At 72.4% G+C, this 21,651-nt stretch carries 15 protein-coding genes; 5 read left to right on the forward strand and 10 right to left on the reverse strand.

The window, feature by feature from the left end; all coding sequences use genetic code 11:
- Nucleotides 1-15: 15 nt before the first annotated feature.
- Nucleotides 16-1,401, reverse strand: a complete 1,386-nt coding sequence (locus ABD371_RS27000) for a M16 family metallopeptidase (protein ID WP_344482391.1) — start codon at nt 1,399-1,401, stop codon at nt 16-18.
- Between the two features lie 234 nt (nt 1,402-1,635).
- Between ABD371_RS27000 and ABD371_RS27005 the strand changes: the two genes are divergently transcribed.
- Complete coding sequence (locus tag ABD371_RS27005) at nt 1,636-4,086, forward strand: DNA gyrase/topoisomerase IV subunit A (protein ID WP_344482185.1); 2,451 nt, start codon at nt 1,636-1,638, stop codon at nt 4,084-4,086.
- Between the two features lie 58 nt (nt 4,087-4,144).
- Here ABD371_RS27005 and ABD371_RS27010 read toward each other — a convergent pair whose 3' ends face one another.
- Nucleotides 4,145-5,266: a CobW family GTP-binding protein gene (locus tag ABD371_RS27010; RefSeq protein WP_344482188.1), complete on the reverse strand. Its 1,122-nt coding sequence runs from the start codon at nt 5,264-5,266 to the stop codon at nt 4,145-4,147.
- A gap of 12 nt (nt 5,267-5,278) precedes the next feature.
- Nucleotides 5,279-6,445, reverse strand: coding sequence for a citrate synthase (locus ABD371_RS27015; RefSeq protein ID WP_344482394.1), 1,167 nt, complete (start codon nt 6,443-6,445; stop codon nt 5,279-5,281).
- Nucleotides 6,446-6,556: 111 nt separating this feature from the next.
- Here ABD371_RS27015 and ABD371_RS27020 point away from each other — a divergent pair, with 111 nt between their 5' ends.
- The 3 genes from ABD371_RS27020 to ABD371_RS27030 all read left to right on the forward strand — a co-directional run bounded on the left by ABD371_RS27020 (nt 6,557) and on the right by ABD371_RS27030 (nt 10,338).
- Entirely contained in the window at nt 6,557-7,849 is a 1,293-nt protein-coding gene (locus ABD371_RS27020; protein WP_344482191.1) for a citrate/2-methylcitrate synthase, read from the forward strand.
- A gap of 63 nt (nt 7,850-7,912) precedes the next feature.
- Nucleotides 7,913-9,583, forward strand: coding sequence for an ATP-binding protein (locus ABD371_RS27025; protein WP_344482194.1), 1,671 nt, complete (start codon nt 7,913-7,915; stop codon nt 9,581-9,583).
- A gap of 74 nt (nt 9,584-9,657) precedes the next feature.
- A complete protein-coding gene (locus ABD371_RS27030; RefSeq protein ID WP_344482397.1) occupies nt 9,658-10,338 on the forward strand; it encodes a response regulator in 681 nt (226 codons plus the stop codon).
- Between the two features lie 84 nt (nt 10,339-10,422).
- Here the strand turns inward: ABD371_RS27030 and ABD371_RS27035 are convergent, their stop codons facing one another.
- Entirely contained in the window at nt 10,423-12,540 is a 2,118-nt protein-coding gene (locus tag ABD371_RS27035; protein WP_344482197.1) for a DNA gyrase/topoisomerase IV subunit B, read from the reverse strand.
- A 433-nt stretch (nt 12,541-12,973) separates the two neighbouring features.
- On the opposite strand from ABD371_RS27035, the gene ABD371_RS27040 reads away from it, so the two are divergent.
- Nucleotides 12,974-13,204, forward strand: coding sequence for a DUF7455 domain-containing protein (locus ABD371_RS27040; RefSeq protein WP_190125077.1), 231 nt, complete (start codon nt 12,974-12,976; stop codon nt 13,202-13,204).
- Between the two features lie 308 nt (nt 13,205-13,512).
- Here the strand turns inward: ABD371_RS27040 and ABD371_RS27045 are convergent, their stop codons facing one another.
- The 6 genes from ABD371_RS27045 to ABD371_RS27070 form a co-directional block, all read right to left on the reverse strand.
- Nucleotides 13,513-14,328 (reverse strand): S1 family serine peptidase, encoded by an 816-nt coding sequence (locus ABD371_RS27045; protein ID WP_344482204.1) that lies wholly within the window; start codon nt 14,326-14,328, stop codon nt 13,513-13,515.
- A 184-nt stretch (nt 14,329-14,512) separates the two neighbouring features.
- A complete protein-coding gene (locus ABD371_RS27050; RefSeq protein WP_344482207.1) occupies nt 14,513-16,066 on the reverse strand; it encodes an RNA polymerase sigma factor in 1,554 nt (517 codons plus the stop codon).
- 358 nt (nt 16,067-16,424) lie between these two features.
- Nucleotides 16,425-17,312 (reverse strand): FadR/GntR family transcriptional regulator, encoded by an 888-nt coding sequence (locus tag ABD371_RS27055; RefSeq protein ID WP_190125074.1) that lies wholly within the window; start codon nt 17,310-17,312, stop codon nt 16,425-16,427.
- 159 nt (nt 17,313-17,471) lie between these two features.
- Nucleotides 17,472-19,193: an ATP-binding cassette domain-containing protein gene (locus tag ABD371_RS27060; protein ID WP_344482211.1), complete on the reverse strand. Its 1,722-nt coding sequence runs from the start codon at nt 19,191-19,193 to the stop codon at nt 17,472-17,474.
- Nucleotides 19,194-19,346: 153 nt separating this feature from the next.
- Nucleotides 19,347-20,126, reverse strand: coding sequence for an NUDIX hydrolase (locus tag ABD371_RS27065; protein ID WP_344482214.1), 780 nt, complete (start codon nt 20,124-20,126; stop codon nt 19,347-19,349).
- A gap of 153 nt (nt 20,127-20,279) precedes the next feature.
- Nucleotides 20,280-21,572: a DUF4192 domain-containing protein gene (locus tag ABD371_RS27070; protein WP_344482217.1), complete on the reverse strand. Its 1,293-nt coding sequence runs from the start codon at nt 21,570-21,572 to the stop codon at nt 20,280-20,282.
- Nucleotides 21,573-21,651: the final 79 nt, after the last annotated feature.

Below are 21,651 nucleotides of genomic sequence, written 5' to 3' on the forward strand. Positions count from 1 at the left end.
GCTCGGCGGTGTCGGTCACTGGCGCGCCCCTTCCTCGTCGTCGCTCTGCTCGGTCGTGTCGGAGTCCGCCGGGGCCTCCTGGTCGGGCCGGTCGCCCTCGGCGGCGGCGACCGGTTCGTACACCAGCACCGCGCGGTTGTCCGGGCGCAGCCGGGCGGCGGCGACCGCCCGGACCTCGTCGGCGGTGACGTCGAGGACGCGCTCGACCGCGGTCAGCGCCAGCTGGGGGTCGCCGAAGAGCACCGCGTAACGGCACAGTTCGTCGGCGCGGCCGGCGACGGTGGAGAGCCGGTCCAGCCACTCGCGCTCCAGCTGTGCCTGGGCGCGCTCCATCTCCTCGGGGGTGGGCCCCTCCTCGGCGAAGCGGGCCAGCTCCTCGTCGACGGCCGTCTCGATCTGCGGGACCTCGACCCCGCCGGAGGTCTTCACGTCCAGCCAGCCCAGCGAGGGGGCCCCGGCGAGCCGCAGCAGCCCGAATCCGGCGGCCACGGCCGTCTGGTCACGGCGTACCAGCCGGTTGTGGAGCCGGGAGGACTCGCCGCCGCCGAGGACGGTGAGCGCCAGGTCGACGGCGTCGCACTCGCGGGTGCCGTCCTCGGGCAGCCGGTAGGCGGCCATCAGCGCCCTGGCCGGCACGTCCTCCTCGACGACCTCGCGCAGCTGTTCGCCGATGTTCTCCGGGAGGGAGCCGTCGCGCGGGGGCTGCTTGCCGTCGTGGGAGGGGATGGAGCCGAAGTACTTCTCGACCCAGGCGAGCGTCTTCTCCGGGTCGATGTCGCCGACGACCGACAGCACCGCGTTGTTCGGCGCGTAGTAGGTCCGGAAGAAGGCGCGGGCGTCCTCCAGGGTGGCGGCGTCCAGGTCGGCCATGGAGCCGATGGGGGTGTGGTGGTACGGGTGGCCCTCGGGGTAGGCGAGGGCGGTCAGCTTCTCGAACGCGGTGCCGTAGGGAACGTTGTCGTAGCGCTGGCGGCGCTCGTTCTTGACGACGTCGCGCTGGTTCTCCATCGACTCGTCGTCGAGGGCGGCGAGGAGGGAGCCCATCCGGTCCGCCTCCAGCCAGAGCGCCAGCTCCAGCTGGTGGGTGGGCATGGTCTCGAAGTAGTTGGTGCGCTCGAAGCTGGTGGTGCCGTTGAGCGAACCACCGGCGCCCTGCACCAGCTCGAAGTGGCCGTTGCCGTGGACCTGCTTGGAGCCCTGGAACATCAGGTGCTCGAAGAGGTGGGCGAGTCCGGTACGGCCCTTGACCTCGTGGCGCGAGCCCACGTCGTACCAGAGGCAGACCGCGGCGACCGGCGTCAGATGGTCTTCGGAGAGCACCACGCGCAGGCCGTTGGCCAGCCGGTGCTCCGTGGCTGTCAGGCCGCCCGATCCGGCCTGCGCTGTGGCCGTGTGACCCATGGGCATGTACGTCCCTTCGATCGCGATGCTTGGGGTGTTGTTTTCCCAGCACCGCCACTGTATGCACGCGGGCTGACAGCTGGCGAAGTTCCCGGGTTCCGGCCGGTCTCTTTCGGCGGCCCGCGAGGCCCGCCCGGACACGTCCGCCCGGGTCGCGTCGGGTGTTGTCAGTGGGACGGGACACAATGGTCCGCGTCAGTTCCCGATCCGGTACGTGAAGGAGCAGCAGCCGCGATGGCCCGCCGCAGCACGAAAACCCCGCCGCCCGAAGATTTCGAGGAGCGGATCCTCGACATCGACGTCGTCGACGAGATGCAGGGCTCCTTCCTTGAGTACGCCTACTCGGTGATCTACTCCCGTGCCCTGCCCGACGCCCGTGACGGCCTGAAGCCGGTGCAGCGCCGGATCGTCTACCAGATGAACGAGATGGGGCTCCGGCCCGACCGGGGCTATGTGAAGTGCGCCCGGGTCGTGGGCGAGGTCATGGGCAAGCTGCATCCGCACGGCGACGCGTCGATCTACGACGCGCTGGTGCGGATGGCCCAGCCGTTCTCGATGCGCGTCCCGCTCGTCGACGGCCACGGCAACTTCGGTTCGCTGGGCAATGACGACCCGCCGGCCGCCATGCGGTACACCGAGTGCCGGATGGCGGACGCCACCTCGCTGATGACCGAGTCCATCGACGAGGACACGGTCGATTTCTCGCCGAACTACGACGGCCAGGAGCGGGAGCCCGTCGCGCTCCCCGCCGCCTATCCGAATCTGCTGGTCAACGGCTCGTCCGGGATCGCGGTCGGCATGGCGACCAATATGCCGCCGCACAATCTGGGCGAGGTCGTCGCCGCTGCCCGCCATCTGATCAGGCACCCGGGCGCGGACCTGGAGACGCTGATGCGTTTCATCCCGGGTCCCGACCTGCCGACCGGTGGCCGGATCGTGGGCCTGGCCGGCATCAAGGACGCGTACGCCTCGGGCCGGGGCACCTTCAAGATCCGCGCCACGGTGGCGGTGGAGGACGTCACCGCCCGCCGCAAGGGCCTGGTCGTCACCGAACTGCCGTTCTCGGTGGGCCCCGAGAAGGTGATCGCCAAGATCAAGGACCTGGTCGGCTCGAAGAAGCTCCAGGGCATCGCCGATGTGAAGGACCTCACCGACCGGTCCCACGGGCTCCGTCTGGTCATCGAGATCAAGAACGGCTTCGTGCCGGAGGCCGTGCTGGAGCAGCTCTACAAGCTGACGCCGATGGAGGAGTCCTTCGGCATCAACAATGTGGCACTGGTGGACGGTCAGCCGCTGACCCTGGGGCTCAAGGAGCTGCTGGAGGTCTATCTCGACCACCGCTTCACCGTGGTCCGCCGCCGCAGCGAGTTCCGGCGCGGCAAGCGCCGCGACCGGCTGCATCTGGTGGAGGGCCTGCTCGTCGCGCTGATCGACATCGACGAGGTGATCCGTCTCATCCGCTCCAGCGAGAATTCGGCGCAGGCCAAGGAGCGGCTGATCGAGCGCTTCTCCCTCAGCGACATCCAGACCCAGTACATCCTGGACACCCCGCTGCGCCGGCTGACCCGGTTCGACCGGATCGAGCTGGAGAGCGAGCGCGACCGGCTGACCGAGGAGATCGAGGCGCTGACCCGGATCCTGGAGTCGGACGCCGAGCTGCGCAAGCTGGTCTCGGGGGAACTGGCCGCGGTCGCGAAGAAGTTCGCCACCGAGCGGCGCACCGTGCTGCTGGAGTCGGGCGCGGCCCCGGTCGCCGCGGTGGCCCTGGAGGTCGCGGACGACCCGTGCCGGGTGCTGCTCTCCTCGACCGGGCTGCTGGCGCGCACGGCGACGGGCGAGCCTCTCCCGGAGTCCGGGACCGGGCGCACCAAGCACGATCTGATCGTCTCGGCGGTGCTGGCGACCGCGCGGGCCGATGTGGGCGCGGTGACCTCGGCCGGGCGGCTGCTGCGGCTGTCGGTGATCGACCTCCCGCAGCTGCCGCAGACCGCGACCGCTCCGAATCTCTCCGGCGGCGCGCCGCTCTCCGAATTCCTCTCGCTGGAGGCGGGCGAGAGCGTGATCTGTCTGACCACGCTCTCCGAGACCTCGCCCGGGCTGGCGCTCGGCACGCTCCAGGGCGTGGTGAAGCGGGTGGTGCCGGACTATCCGGCGAACAAGGAGGAGCTGGAGGTCATCGCCCTCAAGGACGGTGACCGGATCGTCGGCGGCGCGGAGCTGCGCACCGGCGAGGAGGATCTGGTCTTCATCACCTCCGACGCCCAGTTGCTGCGCTATCCGGCCTCGCAGGTCCGGCCGCAGGGCCGGGCGGCGGGCGGCATGGCCGGCATCAAGCTGGCCGACGGGGCCCAGGTGCTCTCGTTCACCGCGGTGGACCCGGCGGCGGAGGCCGCGGTGTTCACCGCGGCGGGTTCGACGGGCGCGCTGGACGCCTCGGTGACCTCGGTGAAGCTCACTCCCTTCGACCAGTACCCGCGCAAGGGCCGGGCCACCGGCGGGGTGCGCTGCCAGCGCTTCCTGAAGGGCGAGGACGTCCTGCTGCTGGCCTGGGCGGGTCCCGCACCGGCCCGCGCGGCGCAGAGGAACGGCACCCCTTCGCGGCTCCCCGAGCCGGATCCGCGCCGGGACGGCTCGGGCACACCGCCCCTGTCGGACGTGGCGGTGCTGGCGGGGCCGGCGAGCTGAGCCCCGTACCGCCGGTGCGCGCCCGACGGCGGCGCGCACCGGCGTACCGGCGGGACGGTCAGAACGCCTCGGGGTCCTCGGGATCCTCCGCGTCCGCGCCGTCCGCGCCGTCCGCGCCGTCCGCCGGCTGCGGCACATACCGCAGGACGCCCCAGAGGCTCCGCTCGTCGGGCAGGTCCGCCGGGGAGGTGACCCGGGCGGCGTCGAGCCCCTTGAGCAGGCCGGGGCCGTCGATCCCCGAGCCGATCAGCACCAGCTGGGAGAGGCGTTCGGCGCCGGGCGGCCAGGGCTCGGGGTAGAAGCGCAGAAAGCGCCCGACGGCGTGGACGGCGTACCGGTTGCGCGGATCGGCCGGGCCGAAGCCGACGAATCCCTTGATCCGGTAGAGCCCTTCGGGGCGGGCGTCGAGGAACTCCAGCAGCCGCCGCGGATGCAGGGGTTCCGGGGTGGTGAAGGAGACGCTCTCGTATCCGGTGTGCAGGTGCGGCGCGCGGCTGCCGCCGTGGGCCCCGCAGCCCTCGCTCTCGTCGTCGAGCAGGTCTTCGAAGGCGAGCTGTCCCACCCGCTCGGCGGCCGGCCTGCGGTCGAAGAACAGCTCGGGGTCGACCCGGCCGTGGACGGCCTCGACGACCGCCGTCCCGGTGCCGAGCGCCGTGCGCAGCCGGTCGAGTTCCGCCGCGCCGACCCGGTCGGTCTTGTTGAGGACGATCAGATCGGCGACGGCGAGATGCCGGTCGATCTCGGGGTGCCGCTCGCGGGTGGACTCGTACTCGGCCGCGTCGACGACCTCGACCAGCCCGCCGTACACGATCCGCTCGTTCTCGCTGGCGAGCACCATCCGGACGAGTTCCTGCGGCTCGGCGAGTCCGCTCGCCTCGATCACGATCACATCGAGGCGGGCGGCGGGGCGGGCGAGCTTCTCCAGGAAGACATCGAGTTCACTGGCGTCGACGGCGCAGCACAGACAGCCGTTGCCGAGGGAGACCGTGGAGTCGCCGAGCTGTCCGGCCACGGTCATGGCGTCGATCTCGATGGAGCCGAAGTCATTGACGATCGCGCCGATCCGGGTGCCCCGGCAGGCCCGGAGGAGATGGTTGAGCAGGGTGGTCTTGCCCGATCCGAGGAAGCCCGCCAGGACGATGACGGGGATCTGGTCGCTCGGCGCGGGGACGGGGCTCACCTGTGGCCTCTCTCAGACTGCGGGTACGGGCTGCGGCGGGGGCGGTCCGGCGTAGCGGGCCGCCGGACGGATGATCTTCGAGTCCGCCGACTGCTCCAGGATATGGGCGCTCCAGCCGACCGTGCGGGCCGCGCAGAAGGTGGGGGTGAACATCTGGCGCGGCAGTCCGCACAGCTCCATGACCACCCCGGCGTAGAACTCCACGTTGGTGTGCAGCTCCCGGCCCGGCTTGAGTTCCGCGAGGATCGCGACGACCTCCTTCTCCACCCGCACGGCCAGCTCCACCAGCGGGCCGCCGAAGCTCTCGGCGATGGAGCGCAGCATCCGTGAGCGCGGGTCCTCGGTGCGGTAGACGGGGTGGCCGAAGCCCATGATCCGCTCGCCCGCGAGGACGCGTTCGGTGATCCAGGGCCGGATCCGGTCCGGGGTGCCGATGGCGTCGAGGGTGTCCAGGGCACGGCTGGGCGCGCCGCCGTGCAGGGGTCCGGAGAGCGCTCCGATCGCGCCGGTCAGCGCGGCGGCGACGTCCGCGCCGGTGGAGGCGATCACCCGCGCGGTGAAGGTGGAGGCGTTGAAGCCGTGGTCGACGGTGGAGATGAGGTACCGCTCGATCGCCCGTGCCCGGGCGGGGTCCGGCTCGGTGCCGGTGAGCATGTACAGGTAGTTGGCGGCGTACGGCAGGTCCTCGCGGGGTCCGACCGGCTCCAGGCCCCGGCCGAGCCGGTGGAGCGCGGTGAGCAGGGTGGGTACGACGGCGCAGACGGCGAGGGCGTCGGCGCGGCGGGCCCCGGCGTCGAGGTCGTACACGGGGCGCATCCCGGCCGAGGCCCCGAGCAGCGAGAGCGCTGTCCGCAGCCCGGCGAGCGGGCCGGAGGGGGCGCTCGCGCGGGCGATGGCGGGGAGGGCGTCGCGGATCTCCGCCGGGGCCTCGCGCAGGGCGGCGGTCCGGGCGAGGAAGGCGTCGCGCTCGGCCGCGTCCGGGAGCCGTCCGTGGTGCATCAGATGCCAGACGTCCTCGAATCCCCTGCTCCGCGCGAGGTCGACGGCCGAGTACTGGCGGTAGTGGTAGAAGCCCTCACGGCCCCTGACGTCCCCCAGGGCGGTGTCGGTGACGACGACGCCGGCGAGCCCCCGGGGCACGGCGGCCACGGCGGTGTCGACGGCGGTGCCGCTGTCGATGGAGTTCACGGAGTTCTCCTTACTCAAAGGTTGATTTGACTCTCCACTCTTGACTTATGAAGTGTCAATATTGATTGAATCAACATGAAGGGGAATGTGTACGGTGTGCTCATGACGGATCTGACGGATCATGGTCCGGCGGGCGGCGCGGAGCGGCTGACCACCCGCGAGGCGGCCGAACGGCTGGGGGTGAAGCCCGCGACGCTGTACGCCTACGTCAGCCGCGGGCAGCTCACCAGCCGCCGCGAGCCGGGCGGGCGGGGCAGCACCTTCGACGCCCAGGAGGTCGACGCGCTCGTCCGCAGGGGCCGCCGGGAGCCCCCGGCGGGCGGCGAGGCCGGTGGCCGGATCCGTACGGGCATCACGCTGATCGACCGGGACCGGTACTACTTCCGCGGGGTGGACGCCACCGAGCTGGCCCGGCGGCACCACTACGAGGAGATCGCCGACTGGCTCTGGACCGGCACGCTGACGCCCGGCACCCGCTTCACCTCCCCGCCCCAGGCGCTCGCGGCGGCCCGCCGCGCGATGGCGGCGCTGCCCCGGGGCAGCGGCTCGGCCGACCGGCTGCGGGCGGCGGTGATCGCCGCCGCGATCACCGATCCGGTCCGCTTCGACCTCGGCCGGGACGCGGTGCTCGGCAGCGCCAGAATGCTGATCCCGACACTCGTCGACGCGCTCCCCGAGGCCGTCGGCCGCCCGGGCGCCGCCGGGCCCGGCGACGAAGGGGAGCGGCTCATCGCCTTCCGCCTCTGGCCCCGGCTGACCGCCGAGGACCCCGGTGAGGCCTCCCTCGCGGCGCTCGACATGGCGCTGGCCCTGCTCATCGACCACGACCTGGCCGCTTCGACACTGGCCGTCCGGGTGGCGGCCTCGACCAGGGCCCATCCGTACGCCGTGGTCTCGGCCGGGCTCGGCGCGCTCGACGGCCCCCTGCACGGAGCCGCCAGCGGACTGGCGCACCGGATGCTCACGGAGGTGCTGGAGCGCGGCGGCGCGGGCCCCGTGGTCGCGGACCATCTGCGGGCCGGACGGCGGGTGCCGGGGCTCGGGCACGGCCTCTATCCGGGCCGGGACCCGCGCGCGGAGGCCCTCTTCACCGCGCTGGAGCGGATCCCGTCCGCCCGGGCCGCGCTGGAGGCCGCCCGCGAGGTGGAGGCGGTGGCCGCGCGCCAGACGGAGCTGAACGCCCATGTGGATCTGGCGCTCGCGGTGCTCTCGGTGGCCTCGGGGATGAAGCCCGAGGCCGGCGAGACGATCTTCGCCGTCGCGCGCACGGCGGGCTGGATCGCCCACGCCCTGGAGGAGTACGGGGAACGCTCCCCCCGCCTCCGGGTCAGCGGCCACTACACCGGCCCCAGGCCCCCGGTGCCGCTGCCCTCCGGCACGGGCCCCCACCCCTGATTCGAAGACATCTTCGAAGGTCGAATTTCGGAAAGGCCCCGGAGCCGTTTACCGTTCTTAAGCATGAGACCCGAACCCGCAGCCCCGCCCAGACGCCTGCGCCTGGGCTGGCCCCAGCGGGTCTTCTCGCAGGTCCTGCTGATGCAGCTGGCCATCGCCACCGGGGTCACCGTGCTGGCGACCGGCTTCTTCCTCGCGCCGCTCAGCGCCCAGCTGGACGATCAGGCCATGCGCCGGGCACTCGCCATCGCCCAGACCGCCTCCTCCCCGGAGATCGTCAACGGGCTCACCCACACCCGTCCCACCGCCACGGGCCCCGTCCAGGCCGAGGCCGAACGGATCCGCCGGGCCACCGACGCCGAGTACGTCGTGGTCATGGACCTGAGCGGAGTCCGCTGGTCGCACACCTCCCTGGACCAGATCGGCAAGGTGGTCTCCACCGACCCCAGCGCCGCCCTCGCGGGCCGCGAGGTGATGGAGATCGACAGCGGCACCCTCGGCCGCTCCGCCCGGGGCAAGGTCCCGCTCCACGACGACGAGGGCCGGATCATCGGCGCGGTCTCCGTCGGCATCGAGTACGACAGCGTCCGCGACCGGCTGTTCTCCGCCATCCCCGGACTGCTGCTGTACGCGGGCGGCGCACTGGCCGCCGGCGCGATCGCCGCCTATCTGATCTCCCGCCGGCTCCAGCGGCAGACCCACGACCTGGCGTTCTCCGATATCTCCGCACTGCTCGCCGAGCGTGAGGCGATGCTGCACGGGATCCGCGAGGGCGTCGTCGCGCTCGACCCCAAGGGCCGGATCCGGCTGATGAACGACGAGGCACAGCGGCTGCTCGGACTGGAGTCCAACGGCCGGGGGCTGCCGCTCGAACAGCTGCTGGGCGAGGGCCGCACCACCGACGTGCTGACCGGCCGGGTCACCGGCGAGGACCTGGTGACCGTGCGCGGCCACCGGGTGCTGATCGCCAACCGGATGCCGACGCTCGACGGCGGCGCGGTCGCCACCCTGCGCGACCGCACCGAGCTGGAGCAGCTCGGCCGGGAGCTGGACTCCACCCACGGCCTGATCGACGCCCTGCGCGCCCAGGACCACGAGCACGCAAACCGGCTGCACACCCTGCTCGGGCTGCTGGAGCTGGAGATGCACGAGGAGGCCGTCGACTTCGTCACCGAGGTGGTCGGGGTGCACCGGGCCACCGCCGAGCAGGTCACCGAGAAGGTCCACGACCCGCTGCTGGCCTCCCTGCTGGTCGGCAAGGCGACGGTGGCCGCCGAGCGCGGCGTCTCCCTGCGGCTCGCGCCGGAGACCCTGCTGCCGGACCGGCTGGTGGACCCGCGCGGACTGGTCACGGTCGTGGGCAATCTCGTGGACAACGCCATGGACGCGGCCTGCGGGTCCGCCGACCCGAGGATCGAGGTCGAGATGCACTCCGAGGGCCGTACGGCCGTGCTCCGGGTCACCGACAGCGGCCCCGGCGTCCCGGCCGAACAGCGCGAACTGATCTTCACCGAGGGCTGGACCACCAAGGAGCTGCCGGCCCACGGCAAGCGCGGCCTCGGTCTGGCGCTGGTGCGCCGGCTCGCGGAGCGCCAGGGCGGCAGCGCCCGGGTCCGCGAGGCCGAGGGCGGCGGCGCGGAGTTCGTCGTGGTGCTCCCCGAGGCCCTGAGCGATCTGACCGGGACCGGGCCGACCCCCGAGCCCGAGCCCGCCGGCACCGCGGAGGCACGATGAACGACGGATGGACGCGAGGACGACTGGCCCCGGCCCGCCCCCAGCCGCCCGGCGGGGCCGCGGCGGCCCATGAGGTGATCGACGTCCTGGTCGTGGACGACGACGTCCGGGTCGCGGGGATCAACGCGGCCTATGTCGCCAAGGTGCCCGGCTTCCGGGTCTCCGCCATGGCCCACTCGGCCGCCGAAGCGCTCGCCCGGATCGCCGACTCCCCCGCCGATCTGATCCTCATGGACCACTATCTGCCGGACGGGAACGGCCTCGCGGTCGTCCGTGAGCTGCGCGGGCTCGGCCACCACACCGATGTGATCATGGTGACGGCCGCTCGCGACGTGGCCACCGTCCAGGCCGCGATGCGCCACGGCGCTCTCCAGTACCTGGTGAAGCCGTTCAACTTCGCCGGTCTGCGCACCAAGCTGGAGGCGTACGCGGGACTCCGCCGCACCCTGGGCCGGGGCGGCGAGGCGGAACAGGCCGAGGTGGACCGGATCTTCGGCGCGCTGTCGGCAGGTTCGATCGCCCCGGACCTGCCCAAGGGACACTCCCCCACCACCGCCGAGGTGGTGCGGCAGGTGCTGCTGGCGGCCGAGGGGGCGCTCTCCACCCAGGAGATCGCCGAGCGCTCCGGGGTGAGCCGGCAGACCGCCCAGCGCTATCTGAAGCTGCTGGAGCGCACGGGCAGGGTCCGGCTCAGCCTCAAGTACGGCGAGACCGGCCGGCCCGAGCACCGCTATCTCTGGTCGGCGAGCGGCTGAGCCGAAGCCGAAGTCACGACCCGGGGGCCGTGACTTCGGCTGCGCGCGGCTTCGACGCCGTGGCTTCGGCGTCCCGCCTTCGGCTCAGGCGTCGATGCGGGAGCGGTCCAGCGTCGCGGCGGAGCTGGTGATGAACTCCTTGCGGGGAGCGACCTCATTGCCCATCAGCAGGTCGAAGACGCCCTCGGCGGACTCCAGATCACCGATGTTGATCCGGCGCAGGGTGCGGTGGCGCGGGTCCATCGTCGTCTCGGCCAGCTGGTCGGCGTCCATCTCGCCGAGGCCCTTGTACCGCTGGATGGAGTCCTTGAAGCGGACCCCCTTGCGCTGGTACTCCAGCAGCGTCCGCCGCAGCTCGCTGTCGGAGTAGGTGTAGACGTACTTGTCCTGGCCCTTCTTGGGCTGGACCAGCTCGATCCGGTGCAGCGGCGGCACGGCGGCGAAGACCCGGCCCGCCTCCACCATGGGCCGCATGTACCGCTGGAAGAGCGTGAGCAGCAGACAGCGGATGTGAGCGCCGTCGACATCGGCGTCGACCAGGAGGACGATCTTGCCGTAGCGCGCGGCGTCGAGATCGAAGGTCCGGCCGGATCCGGCCCCTATGACCTGGATGATCGCACCGCACTCGGCGTTCTTCAGCATGTCCGAGACCGAGGACTTCTGAACGTTGAGGATCTTGCCGCGAATCGGCAGCAGCGCCTGGAACTCGCTGTTCCGCGCGAGCTTGGCGGTACCGAGCGCGGAGTCGCCCTCGACGATGAACAGCTCGCTGCGCTCCACGTCGTCGCTGCGGCAGTCGGCGAGCTTGGCGGGGAGCGAGGAGGACTCCAGGGCCGTCTTGCGGCGCTGCGCCTCCTTGTGCTGACGGGCCGCGATCCGGGTGCGCGCGGCGGCGACGGCCTTCTCCAGCACGGCGCGGGCCTGGGCCTTGGCGTCCCGCTTGGTGGAGGTCAGAAAGGCCTTGAGCTCCTTGGCGACGACATTGGCGACGATCCTGTTCGCCGCCGAGGTGCCCAGCACCTCCTTGGTCTGCCCCTCGAACTGGGGCTCGGCCAGCCGGACGGTGACGACGGCGGTGAGGCCCTCCAGGGCGTCGTCCTTGACGATGTCGTCCTCGGCGACCCGGAGCAGCTTGGCGGAGCGGAGCACTTCGTTCACCGTTTTGGTGATCGAACGCTCGAAGCCGGTGACATGGGTGCCGCCCTTGGGGGTGGCGATGATGTTCACAAACGACTTGATCTTGCTCTCGTACCCGGTGCCCCAGCGCAGGGCGATGTCGACGCCCAGCTCACGGGTGACCTCGGTGGGGGTCATGTGGCCGCGGTCGTCGAGGACGGGGACGGTCTCCTTGAAGGTGCCCTGCCCGGTCAGCCGGAGCACGTCGCAGACGGCCCGGTCCTGGGCGAGGTACTCGCAGAACTCGCTGATGCCGCCGTCGAAGCGGAAGATCTCCTGGCTCTTGCCCTGGCCCTCCAGGTCCCGCTCGTCGTTGACCACGATGGTCAGGCCGGGCACCAGGAAGGCGGTCTGGCGGGCGCGCTGGTAGAGCGTCTCCAGGGAGAGCCTGGCCTCCTTGAGGAAGATCTGGCGGTCCGCCCAGTACCGCACCCGGGTGCCGGTGCGGGTTCTGGGCACCCGCTTGCCCTTCCGGGGCCCGTTGGCCGGGGTGAAGGCGCTCTCGGGGTCCGCGCCGGCGAAGCTGCCGGGGACGCCCCGGCGGAAGCTGATCGCGTGGGTCGCGCCGCTGCGGTCGACCTCGACGTCGAGCCGGGCGGAGAGGGCGTTGACCACGGAGGCCCCGACGCCGTGCAGACCGCCGGAGGCGGCGTAGGAGCCGCCGCCGAACTTGCCGCCGGCGTGCAGCTTGGTCATGACGACCTCGATGCCGGAGAGGCCGGTCTTGGGCTCCACGTCGACCGGGATGCCCCGGCCGTTGTCCCGGACCTCGACGGAGCCGTCGTCGTGGAGGATGACCTCGATGTGGTCGCAGTAGCCGCCCAGGGCCTCGTCGACGGAGTTGTCGATGATCTCCCAGAGGCAGTGCATCAGACCGCGGCTGTCGGTGGAGCCGATGTACATGCCGGGGCGCTTGCGGACCGCTTCGAGACCTTCAAGGACGAGCAGGTGCCGCGCGGTGTAGTTGGAGCCGTCACGCTCTGCGGTCAGCAGCGCTGTGGACGGCACGGACGTTTCGGCGGTCACGCGGTTCGCTCCTCGCTGAATTTCAGATGTGGCCTCGTGGGGTAAGGCCCCGGCGTCGGTCGCCGGGTCAGAGGGTACCGAGGCCTGGTAGAGCCGATGTAACGCCACCCTGATGATTCCTTATGCTAGTCCAGCGTCGTATGCCTGTTCGATCCCTCGATGGAGTGACGCGAACATCACGTTCCCTTCGAGGCATGAACCATTTAGGCTCCGGGCACGTCCTCAACAACAACCGGCAAGCCAGCCGGGAGGGCCAAATGAGACAAACGACGCGAAACCCGTAGAGCACAGCAATACGGCTCATTCGCCGCCACCCGGTAGCAGACAGCCTTCCCGGAAGAAGTTTTCAGGGAAAGCCCCGAGCGGGAACGTTTTGGGACTGGTTGGATGTTGACCCTGGTACGACAGCTCGTCGAGCTAGAGAAGAGGCGACGTGACTACTGTTCTGACCCCCGCGAGCCCCCTGACGGCCGCTGACCGCTGCGACCGGTGCGGCGCCCAGGCGTACCTGCGCGTCGTCCTGACCAGCGGCGGTGAACTGCTCTTCTGCGCTCACCACGGGCGCAAGTTCGAGCCGGAACTCAAGAAGATCGCCGCGGAAATACAGGATGAGACCGACCGACTCACGGCCGTTCCGGCCGGTGCCGGTCAAGAGGAACACTGACGCCTCTGCATCCACGACGAGCTAAGGCCGGTCCCGGACCGGCTGACGGGCGGCGCCCCTGAGAGATCAGGGGCGACCGCCCGCTCTCGTACCGTGGCCACCGCACGTACCGCCGTCAGCGCCTTCACCCGCTGTCACCGGACCCCCGGCCCGGCCTCCCGTGCCCGGCCCGCGGCCCTTCCGGCCCCGGTACGCCGATGCGGGCAGCGGCCCGTACCGCCCCCGGCGTACCCCCGGGGCATCGCCGCCGGAGTGCGCCGGAGCCCCCGGGCCCCGTACCGGCTACGCCCGTGCAGGCCGCGCGGGGGCTACGGCACCGCGAGGGCCGACACCCGGGTGTAGACGCCCGGACTGTCCGCCCGGCCGCAGCCACTGCCCCAGGAGACCAGGCCGATGAGTCTGCCGTCGGCCACCAGAGGCCCTCCGCTGTCCCCCTGGCAGGCGTCGTGGCCGCCCCGGGCATCTCCCGCGCAGAGCATCGTGGAGGCCGTGTAGCGGCCACCCAGGCCCCCTGGATAGGCCCTTTCGCAGTCCGCGTCGGGCAGCACGCTCACCGGGGCCGCGCGCAGCGAGGTGGCGTAGTCGCCCTCGCCGGTCGTGTCGCCCCAGCCGTAGACCGTCGCGCCGGTGCCCGGCCGGTGCACGGGGTCGCCCGCCTCGGCCACCGGGATCACCTGGGATGCGGGCAGGGCCTCGGCGAGGGTGAGCACCGCCAGGTCCGAGCCGTTGGTGGCCGGGTCGTAGTCCGGCGAGACCCAGCTGCCGGCGATCCCGGTCTCCCTGCCCTCGTCGCTCGCCAGCTCGGTGCGCCCGCTGACGACCCGGAGATCCGGCAGATCGGCCACCTCGCCGCCCAGGACGGTCCGGCTCAGACAGTGGGCGGCGGTCATCACCTTGGTCGGGGCGACCAGGACGCCGCCGCAGAACTGGCCCCCGCGCGTTCCCCCGAACCGGTCACGGCTGGAGAGCGCGACCACCCAGGGGGTGTCGGCGGCCCGTGCCGCGAAGCCGCCCACGACGATGCTGTCGGCGGCGGCCGGGGCGGGCGATGCCAGCGGCGCCAGGGCCCCCGCTGGGATCAGGGCCAGTGCCCCGGTCAGGGCTCGGACGAGAGGACGGCGCATGGGTTCTCCTGACTCTGCGCGAACGGAGGCACACTCAGAGTCAGACAGCATCTCGCGGTCCGCACGCCCGGACACGGCGAAGGCCCGGATTCCTGGCGGAATCCGGGCCCTGTGACGACCGATTTCAGCTGGTTCAGTCGGTCATGACGCTTGGGTGACCCCTGGTCGGGGCCACCGGGCGCCGCTAGTCCAGGTAGTCGCGGAGCACCTGCGAACGCGACGGGTGGCGCAGCTTGGACATGGTCTTGGACTCGATCTGACGGATGCGCTCACGCGTCACGCCGTAGACCTTGCCGATCTCGTCCAGGGTCTTCGGCTGGCCGTCGGTGAGGCCGAAGCGCATGGAGACCACGCCCGCCTCACGCTCGGACAGGGTGTCGAGCACGGAGTGGAGCTGCTCCTGGAGGAGGGTGAAGCTGACCGCGTCGGCCGGCACGACCGCCTCGGAGTCCTCGATCAGGTCGCCGAACTCGCTGTCCCCGTCCTCGCCCAGGGGGGTGTGGAGGGAGATCGGCTCACGGCCGTACTTCTGGACCTCGATGACCTTCTCCGGGGTCATGTCGAGTTCCTTGGCCAGCTCCTCCGGGGTGGGCTCGCGGCCCAGGTCCTGGAGCATCTGGCGCTGCACACGGGCGAGCTTGTTGATGACCTCGACCATGTGCACCGGGATGCGGATGGTGCGGGCCTGGTCGGCCATGGCGCGGGTGATCGCCTGACGGATCCACCAGGTGGCGTACGTGGAGAACTTGTAGCCCTTGGTGTAGTCGAACTTCTCCACGGCGCGGATCAGACCCAGGTTGCCCTCCTGGATCAGGTCCAGGAAGAGCATGCCGCGGCCGGTGTAGCGCTTGGCCAGCGAGACCACGAGACGGAGGTTGGCCTCCAGCAGGTGGTTCTTGGCGCGGCGGCCGTCCTCGGCGATGATCTCCAGCTCGCGCTTGAGCTTCGGCGCGAGCTTGTCGGCGTTGGCGAGCTTGTCCTCGGCGAAGAGGCCGGCCTCGATGCGCTTGGCCAGCTCGACCTCCTGCTCCGCGTTGAGCAGGGGGACCTTGCCGATCTGCTTCAGATAGTCCTTGACCGGGTCGGCGGTGGCGCCGGCGACCGCGACCTGCTGTGCGGGAGCGTCGTCCTCGTCCTCGTCGGACAGGACAAAGCCCTTGTTCTCGCCCTCGGACTCCTCCTCGTCGCCCTTGGCGCCGGGCTGGACGTCGTCGAGCAGCTCCTCGCCCTCGCCGGCCTCGTCGAGGTCCTTCTTGGACCCCTTCTTGGCCACGGTCTTCTTCGCCACGGTCTTCTTGGCCGCGGTCTTCCTGACCGCCGTCTTCTTGGCGGCGGCCTTCTTGGCAGGCGCTGTCGCCGTGCCGTCGTCGCCGGCCGACGCGTCGACGGACTCGCCCGCCGACGCGGTGGAGGCCGCGACCGTCCTCGTCGTCGTCTTGGCAGCGACGGTCCTGGTGGCGGTGCGCTTCGCCGGGCTCTTCGCCGCGACGCTCTTGCGTGAGCGCTTGGGCGATTCCGCGGCACTGACCATCAGCGTCACACCCTCTTCCTCGAGGATCTGGTTGAGGCTGCGCAGAACGTTCTTCCACTGGGTTGACGGAATCTGGTCGGCCTCGAAGGCTCGACGCACGTCATCGCCGGCGATCTGCCCATCAGCCTTTCCCCGCTCGATGAGCGCCATCACAGACTCGGACTCGGCGATCTCCGGCGGGAGCGTACGGGATGTGCTGGCCGACACGAACAACCTCTCGGAACGATGGATACGGCTTCCGGCCCCACCCATGATCGGGCCGGAGCCGACGACCACCGGGCTACGGATGTGCCGGTGGCGCGGGCGGAACCTCAGCTGGAACAAACAGCGCCATGAACGGCTGCTGTATTCCCTCCTCGGCTGTCACCTCTTAGGTCATCGCCCTGTTTCGAGGAGTGTTACGTCGAATCGGCGTGGCCCGAGTCACACCCGATTTACGGCGAAACCCTCATATGGGGCGATCAGCACACAATCGTGCCGCCGGACCCCGCGGGATGCCCGGCGACACTCGGCGCGTACGGCTCCGCGCCCGCTTCCCGCCCCGGCCGTCCGGCCGGGGGAGGTCTCAGTGCTCGCGGGGGGCGGGCACCGACCGCTCGACGTCCGGGTGGACGGTGAGCAGCTGCCGCATCGCGGACTCGGCGGCGTACGAGTCGCCCGCGGCGAGGGCGTCGACGATCCGCCCGTGGTGGGCGAGCGAGACCTCGTTGGGGCGGTCACAGCCGGTGACCGGGGAGCCGGAGACCTGGAGGGCGGAGGAGACGATGCCGGAGAGGTGCTCCAGCATCCGGTTGCCCGCGAGCTGGATGAGCAGGGCGTGGAACTCGGTGTCGGCGCGGGAGAGGGTGATCCCGTCGCCCTGGGCGAGCGCGTGGCCCATGATCTCGACCATGTCGCCGAGCCGCTGCTGGACGTCCTCGCGCCCGTGGCCGGCGGCGAGCCGCGCGGCGAGGGGCTCGATGGTCCACCGCAGCTCGGAGAGTTCGCGGCGCTGGTCGTCGCGCTGCGGGCCGAAGGCCCGCCATTCGATGATGTCGGGGTCCAGCAGGTTCCAGTCGCTGACCGGGCGGACCCGGGTGCCGACATTGGGGCGGGCGCTGACCAGGCCCTTGGCCTCCAGGACGCGGAGGGACTCGCGCACGACGGTGCGGGAGACCTCGAAGCGCTGGCCGATCTCCTCGGGGACGAGCGGGCGGTCCGCCCCCAGGTCGCCCGAGACGATCATCTGGCCGAGCTGCTGGACGAGTTGGCCGTGCAGCCCGCGGCCCCGGCTGCCTGCCGCCCGGCGGCCGACCCGCCCCAGTTCCACGTCGGAGCCGTCCCACACGGGAGGGCCGACGCGGTCGGCTCCGGGCGATTCCGCGTAGGGGTATCGGTCGAGTTCGCCCGGGCCGGCGAGGCCGGAGTCGGCGGGGCGGGCGGCGGTCATCATGGTGTGCGCAAGGGTACTCACGCATCCTTTGTCGGCCCGGCTCCCGCACCCCTTGAGGTCTTTGGTGAAAAGCACACGAAAGGGTGATCGGCGCTTCCCCCACAATTGACGCCTTATCGGAAAGAAACGGGCGTACTCAAGGGAGTTATGAGCAGATCGCCAATCGCCGGTCGATCATGCTCACCAAGGGGTCCCGCGACGACGGCCGATGAACATGTACGCGCAGATGAGAACAGACAGCGACAACATCAGCGCCACACCGACAGGTTGGGCGAACGCGTGTACCCCGGCCGACAGCCAGTCGTCCGCCTGCCGGGGCAGCCGCGGCCAGGCCAGTTCCCGGAGCCTGCCGGGCAGACCGGCGGCCGGGCGCGCCGAGGGGACGGCCAGCACCCCTCGCACCAGGGGGGCGACGAGGACCGGCACGGCGAGAACGGCGGCCACCCCGGCCGCCGTGAGACGGAAGACCCCGGCCGCGAGCAGCCCGGCCCAGGCGCAGCCGACCGACAGGGCGCACCAGCCGGCGAGGAGCGCGGGCCAGCCGTCGGGCAGCCCGGCCGCCTCGCTCCCGTACACGAGACGCAGCGCCCAGGCTCCGGCCGCGGCGGCGAGCACCGCGACGAGGAGTGCGACGGCCGCCGTCACCGCGAGCTTGGCCGTCAGCGGACCGGCCCGGCGGGGTGTGGTGCCGAGGGCGGCGGCGAGCGCGGGATGGCGGAACTCCTCGCCGAAGGAGAGTGCCCCGATCACCCCCGCGCCGAAGGCGGCGGGCGGCAGCGGAAGGAGGTCGGGCCAGGCGGCGAGCGCGGTGGTCAGATCGGTGCCCCGGGAGCGGGCGAGCAGTACGCAGCAGACGGGCGAGGCGGCGACCGCCGCCGCGGCGATCAGGGCGGCGGTACGGACTCCGAGGAGCCGGAGCAGCTCGTAGCGGAGCGGGCGCGGGGGGCCGGGCGGGGCGGGGGCCGGGAGCGCCGCCGGGCCGGGGCGGGGGGCGGGCGGCGGGGGCGGCCCGGCCGGGGCGGGGGCGGGGGCGGGGGTGCCGGGCTCGTCGGCGAGCAGATGGACGGGGACCCTGTGGCGGAAGGCGGTCTCGCCGACCTCGGCGCAGCTGCTGCCGTAGACGGAGAGGAGGCCGCCGCCCTCGGTGACCGCCTCCACCGGGCGGCGGGCGGCGCGCGCCTCGCGCCGGACGAGGTCGGCGAGGCGGGCGGCGTGCGGAGTGCGGACGGCGACGCGGGGCCGCCGCCTGGTCCGGGCGAATTCGCCGGCGGTCTGGTCGGCGACGAGGCGGCCCGCCTCGACGGTGACGACGCGGTCGGCGAACCGGGGCGCGTCCCCGGGGTCGTCGGTGGTGCACAGGACCGTGCCGCCGCGGTCGGCGTGGGCCCTGAGCAGCCCGTGCCACCACTGGAGCTCGGCCGGGGGCAGACCGGCGGCGGGCTGGTCGAGGATGAGTGTGTGGGGGTCTCCGAGGAGGGCGCAGGCGGCTCCGAGTCTGCGGTCCGCGCCGAGGGAGAGCGTGTCGAGCCGCCGGTGGGCGAGGCCCGCGATGCCGGTGGCGTCGAGCACCTCGTCCGCGCGGGCCGGGGGTGCTCCGACGGCGGCGCAGAGCATCCGCAGATGGCCCCGGACCGTCCGCGCCGGATGGCCGGGGACGTCTCCGAGGAGCGCGCCGACCTCGCGGGCGGGGTGGGCGACGCGGTGGAGGGGGCTGCCCCGGAAGTAGGTCTCGCCCCGGCCGGGTTCGATGCCGAGCATCAGGCGCAGCGCCGTGGACTTGCCGGAGCCGGGAGCGCCGAGAAGGGCGGTGACCCGGCCGGGCGGCGCGTCGAAGGTGAGGTCGTGGACGGCGGGCGGGAGGTCCCGCCGGGGGGCGCTGGTCAGTCCGATGGCCTGGAGCATCGCTTCTCTCGCAAAGGTGCGGACGGGTGACCGCTCGGCGGCAGGCGGGTACCGCAGCAAGATAACGCGACATTTCAGACTTCTGGCGCAGCTGGGCGCACCCGGGTGTCAGACCCGGCCCGGCGCGGCGCGGCGCGCCCGACCCCGGGAGGCTCAGACCTCGGGGCGCAGCATCGGCGGGTTGAGCACGGTGGCCCCGCCCGCCCGGAAGAGCTGCGCGGGACGGCCGCCCTGACGGGTGGTCGTCCCGCCCGACGGGACCAGGAACCCGGGCGTGCCGGTGACCTTGCGGTGGAAGTTACGGGGGTCCAGGGCCACGCCCCAGACCGCTTCGTAGACCCGCCGCAACTCGCCGACCGTGAATTCGGGCGGGCAGAAAGCGGTGGCCAGCGAGGAGTACTCGATCTTGGAGCGGGCGCGCTCCACGCCGTCGGCCAGGATCACCGCGTGGTCGAAGGCCAGCGCCTCGGCCTCCTCCCCCGCGCGGCCCGCCGGGTTCTCCCGGTCGCGGTCCTCCCGGCCGAGCAGGTCGGCCACGGACGCCCATCGCGCGCCGTTCGCGTCGCCGCCCGCCCGGGGGGCCGGCAGATCGGGGGCCAGCACCAGATGGGCGACGCTGACGACCCGCATCCGGGGATCCCGCCGGGGGTCGCCGTAGGTGGCGAGCTGCTCCAGGTGCGCGCCGTTGCCCGGTGCCGGGGAGGCGGGGTCGTCGGCACAGAGGCCGGTCTCCTCCGCGAGTTCCCGCGCGGCGGCGGTCGCGAGGTCCTCGTCGTCCCTGACGAAGCCGCCGGGCAGCGCCCACCGGCCCTGGAAGGGCGGCTCCCCCCGGCGGACGACCAGCGCGCAGAGCGCGTGCCGGCGCACGGTGAGTACGACCAGGTCGACGGTGACGGCGAAGGGCGGAAAGGCCGACGGGTCGTAGGGAGACATGCCGTGATCATAGTCGTCTGCCTGACGATAAACACTCCTTTCGTCATCCTCGGGCCGTCCTTTCTCGGGCCGCCCGCCGGACTCGGCCGACCTGCCGGGCGGTACCGCGCCGACCCGGCCGGGACGAGCGCCGGGGTCGCGGCGAGCGCCCTCTCATCGGCGGCTCCGCCCCTCCTCCCGCCGGCTCTTCCGCCCGCTCTTGCGTTCGCTCCTGCGCCCGTCGCGCCCGGCTCCGTCCGTCGCGCCCCGGGCCCTCGGCCGCGCCGCCCCGCGCGGCCTCCGCGCTCCCGCGGGCCCGGCGGGCGCCCCGCGCCGCCGGACGCCGGGGCGGACGGCGGTGCCGCGACGGACTCCGGGATCCGGGGCCGCCGCAGCCTCCCGGGCGTCCCTCTCCTGACGAAGGCACTCGCGGAGCGTCTCCGGATCCAGATCCTCATTGCACGCCTGGTGCAGCAGCCGGGCGAAGACGTAATCGGGGTCCCTGCTCAGGGCCAGCCCGAGGGCGACCCGCGCGGCGGGCTCGTCGCCGGTGGACCAGGAGACCCAGCCGGCGAGGGTGAGCGGGGCCACCGCGTGCTCGGCGTAGGGACCGACGCAGCGGCGGGAGAGCGCCCGCCAGAGCCTGAGCGCGGACCGGGCCTCCGCCCCCTCCATCCACTCCGCCGCCCTGTCCCTGGTCTCCCGGTCCTGCAAGCCGATGATCATCGCAGCCGCCTCGCCGGGGCTGACGAGCCCGTCGTCCGCCAGATCGGCCCCGGCCCCGCCGGGCGGTCCCGGCGACTTCGCCATGCGCTCCATCACGGTGCGGGCCAGGTCGATGGTCTCCCGGGCGACCTCCCGCCGCCGCTTGCCGTCGAGGATCCTCGGCACCAGCGCCAGGGCCGCCCCGTCCAGCGCCCGCCGCTGCTCGGCGGCGGCGGCCGGAGTCGTCAGCGGTTCGAGTCCGGCCTCCATGTCGCGCAGCGAGCCGCGCACCCGGATCCCCGCGTAGGCGGCCGTCGCCGCCATCACCGAAGTCCCGGGAACGGCCAGCGGGTTCCCCTCCGGCGGGCAGCAGCGCTCGTCGGGGCAGCAGTAGGCGGTGCGGAGCGACTGCGCGAGCGGCCTCAGCCGCTCCATCACCCGGTGCCCGGTCTCCCCCTCGGCGGGGTCCTGGCAGAGGAAGAGAACGATGCCGTCGGGACGGCCGCCCCGCCGCTCGCTCCCCTCGATCAGACACTCCGCGAGCTGCCGCGCCACGGGCGGCCACTCCTTCTCCGCGCGGGGGATGCCCAGCCTCACCCGCCCCCCGAAGCGGCCCCGGCTGCCGTGCAGCGCGACCATCACCACGGAGTCGGTCGGGTGATAGCCGAGCATGTACGGCAGCGCGTCGGCCAGTTCGGCGGGGCCCCGCAGGGTGATCCGGGGGTCGTCGGCACGTCCGGTGGGTTCATGGTGCTTGTTCATGACCCGACGGTCTCGCGCCCCGGGAAAGTCCGCGACCCCCTGTGGATAACTCGCTCCCGGCCGACTCCTGTCCGCCGAG

Source organism: Streptomyces amakusaensis, from assembly GCF_039532665.1.
GTDB lineage: Bacteria > Actinomycetota > Actinomycetes > Streptomycetales > Streptomycetaceae > Streptomyces > Streptomyces amakusaensis.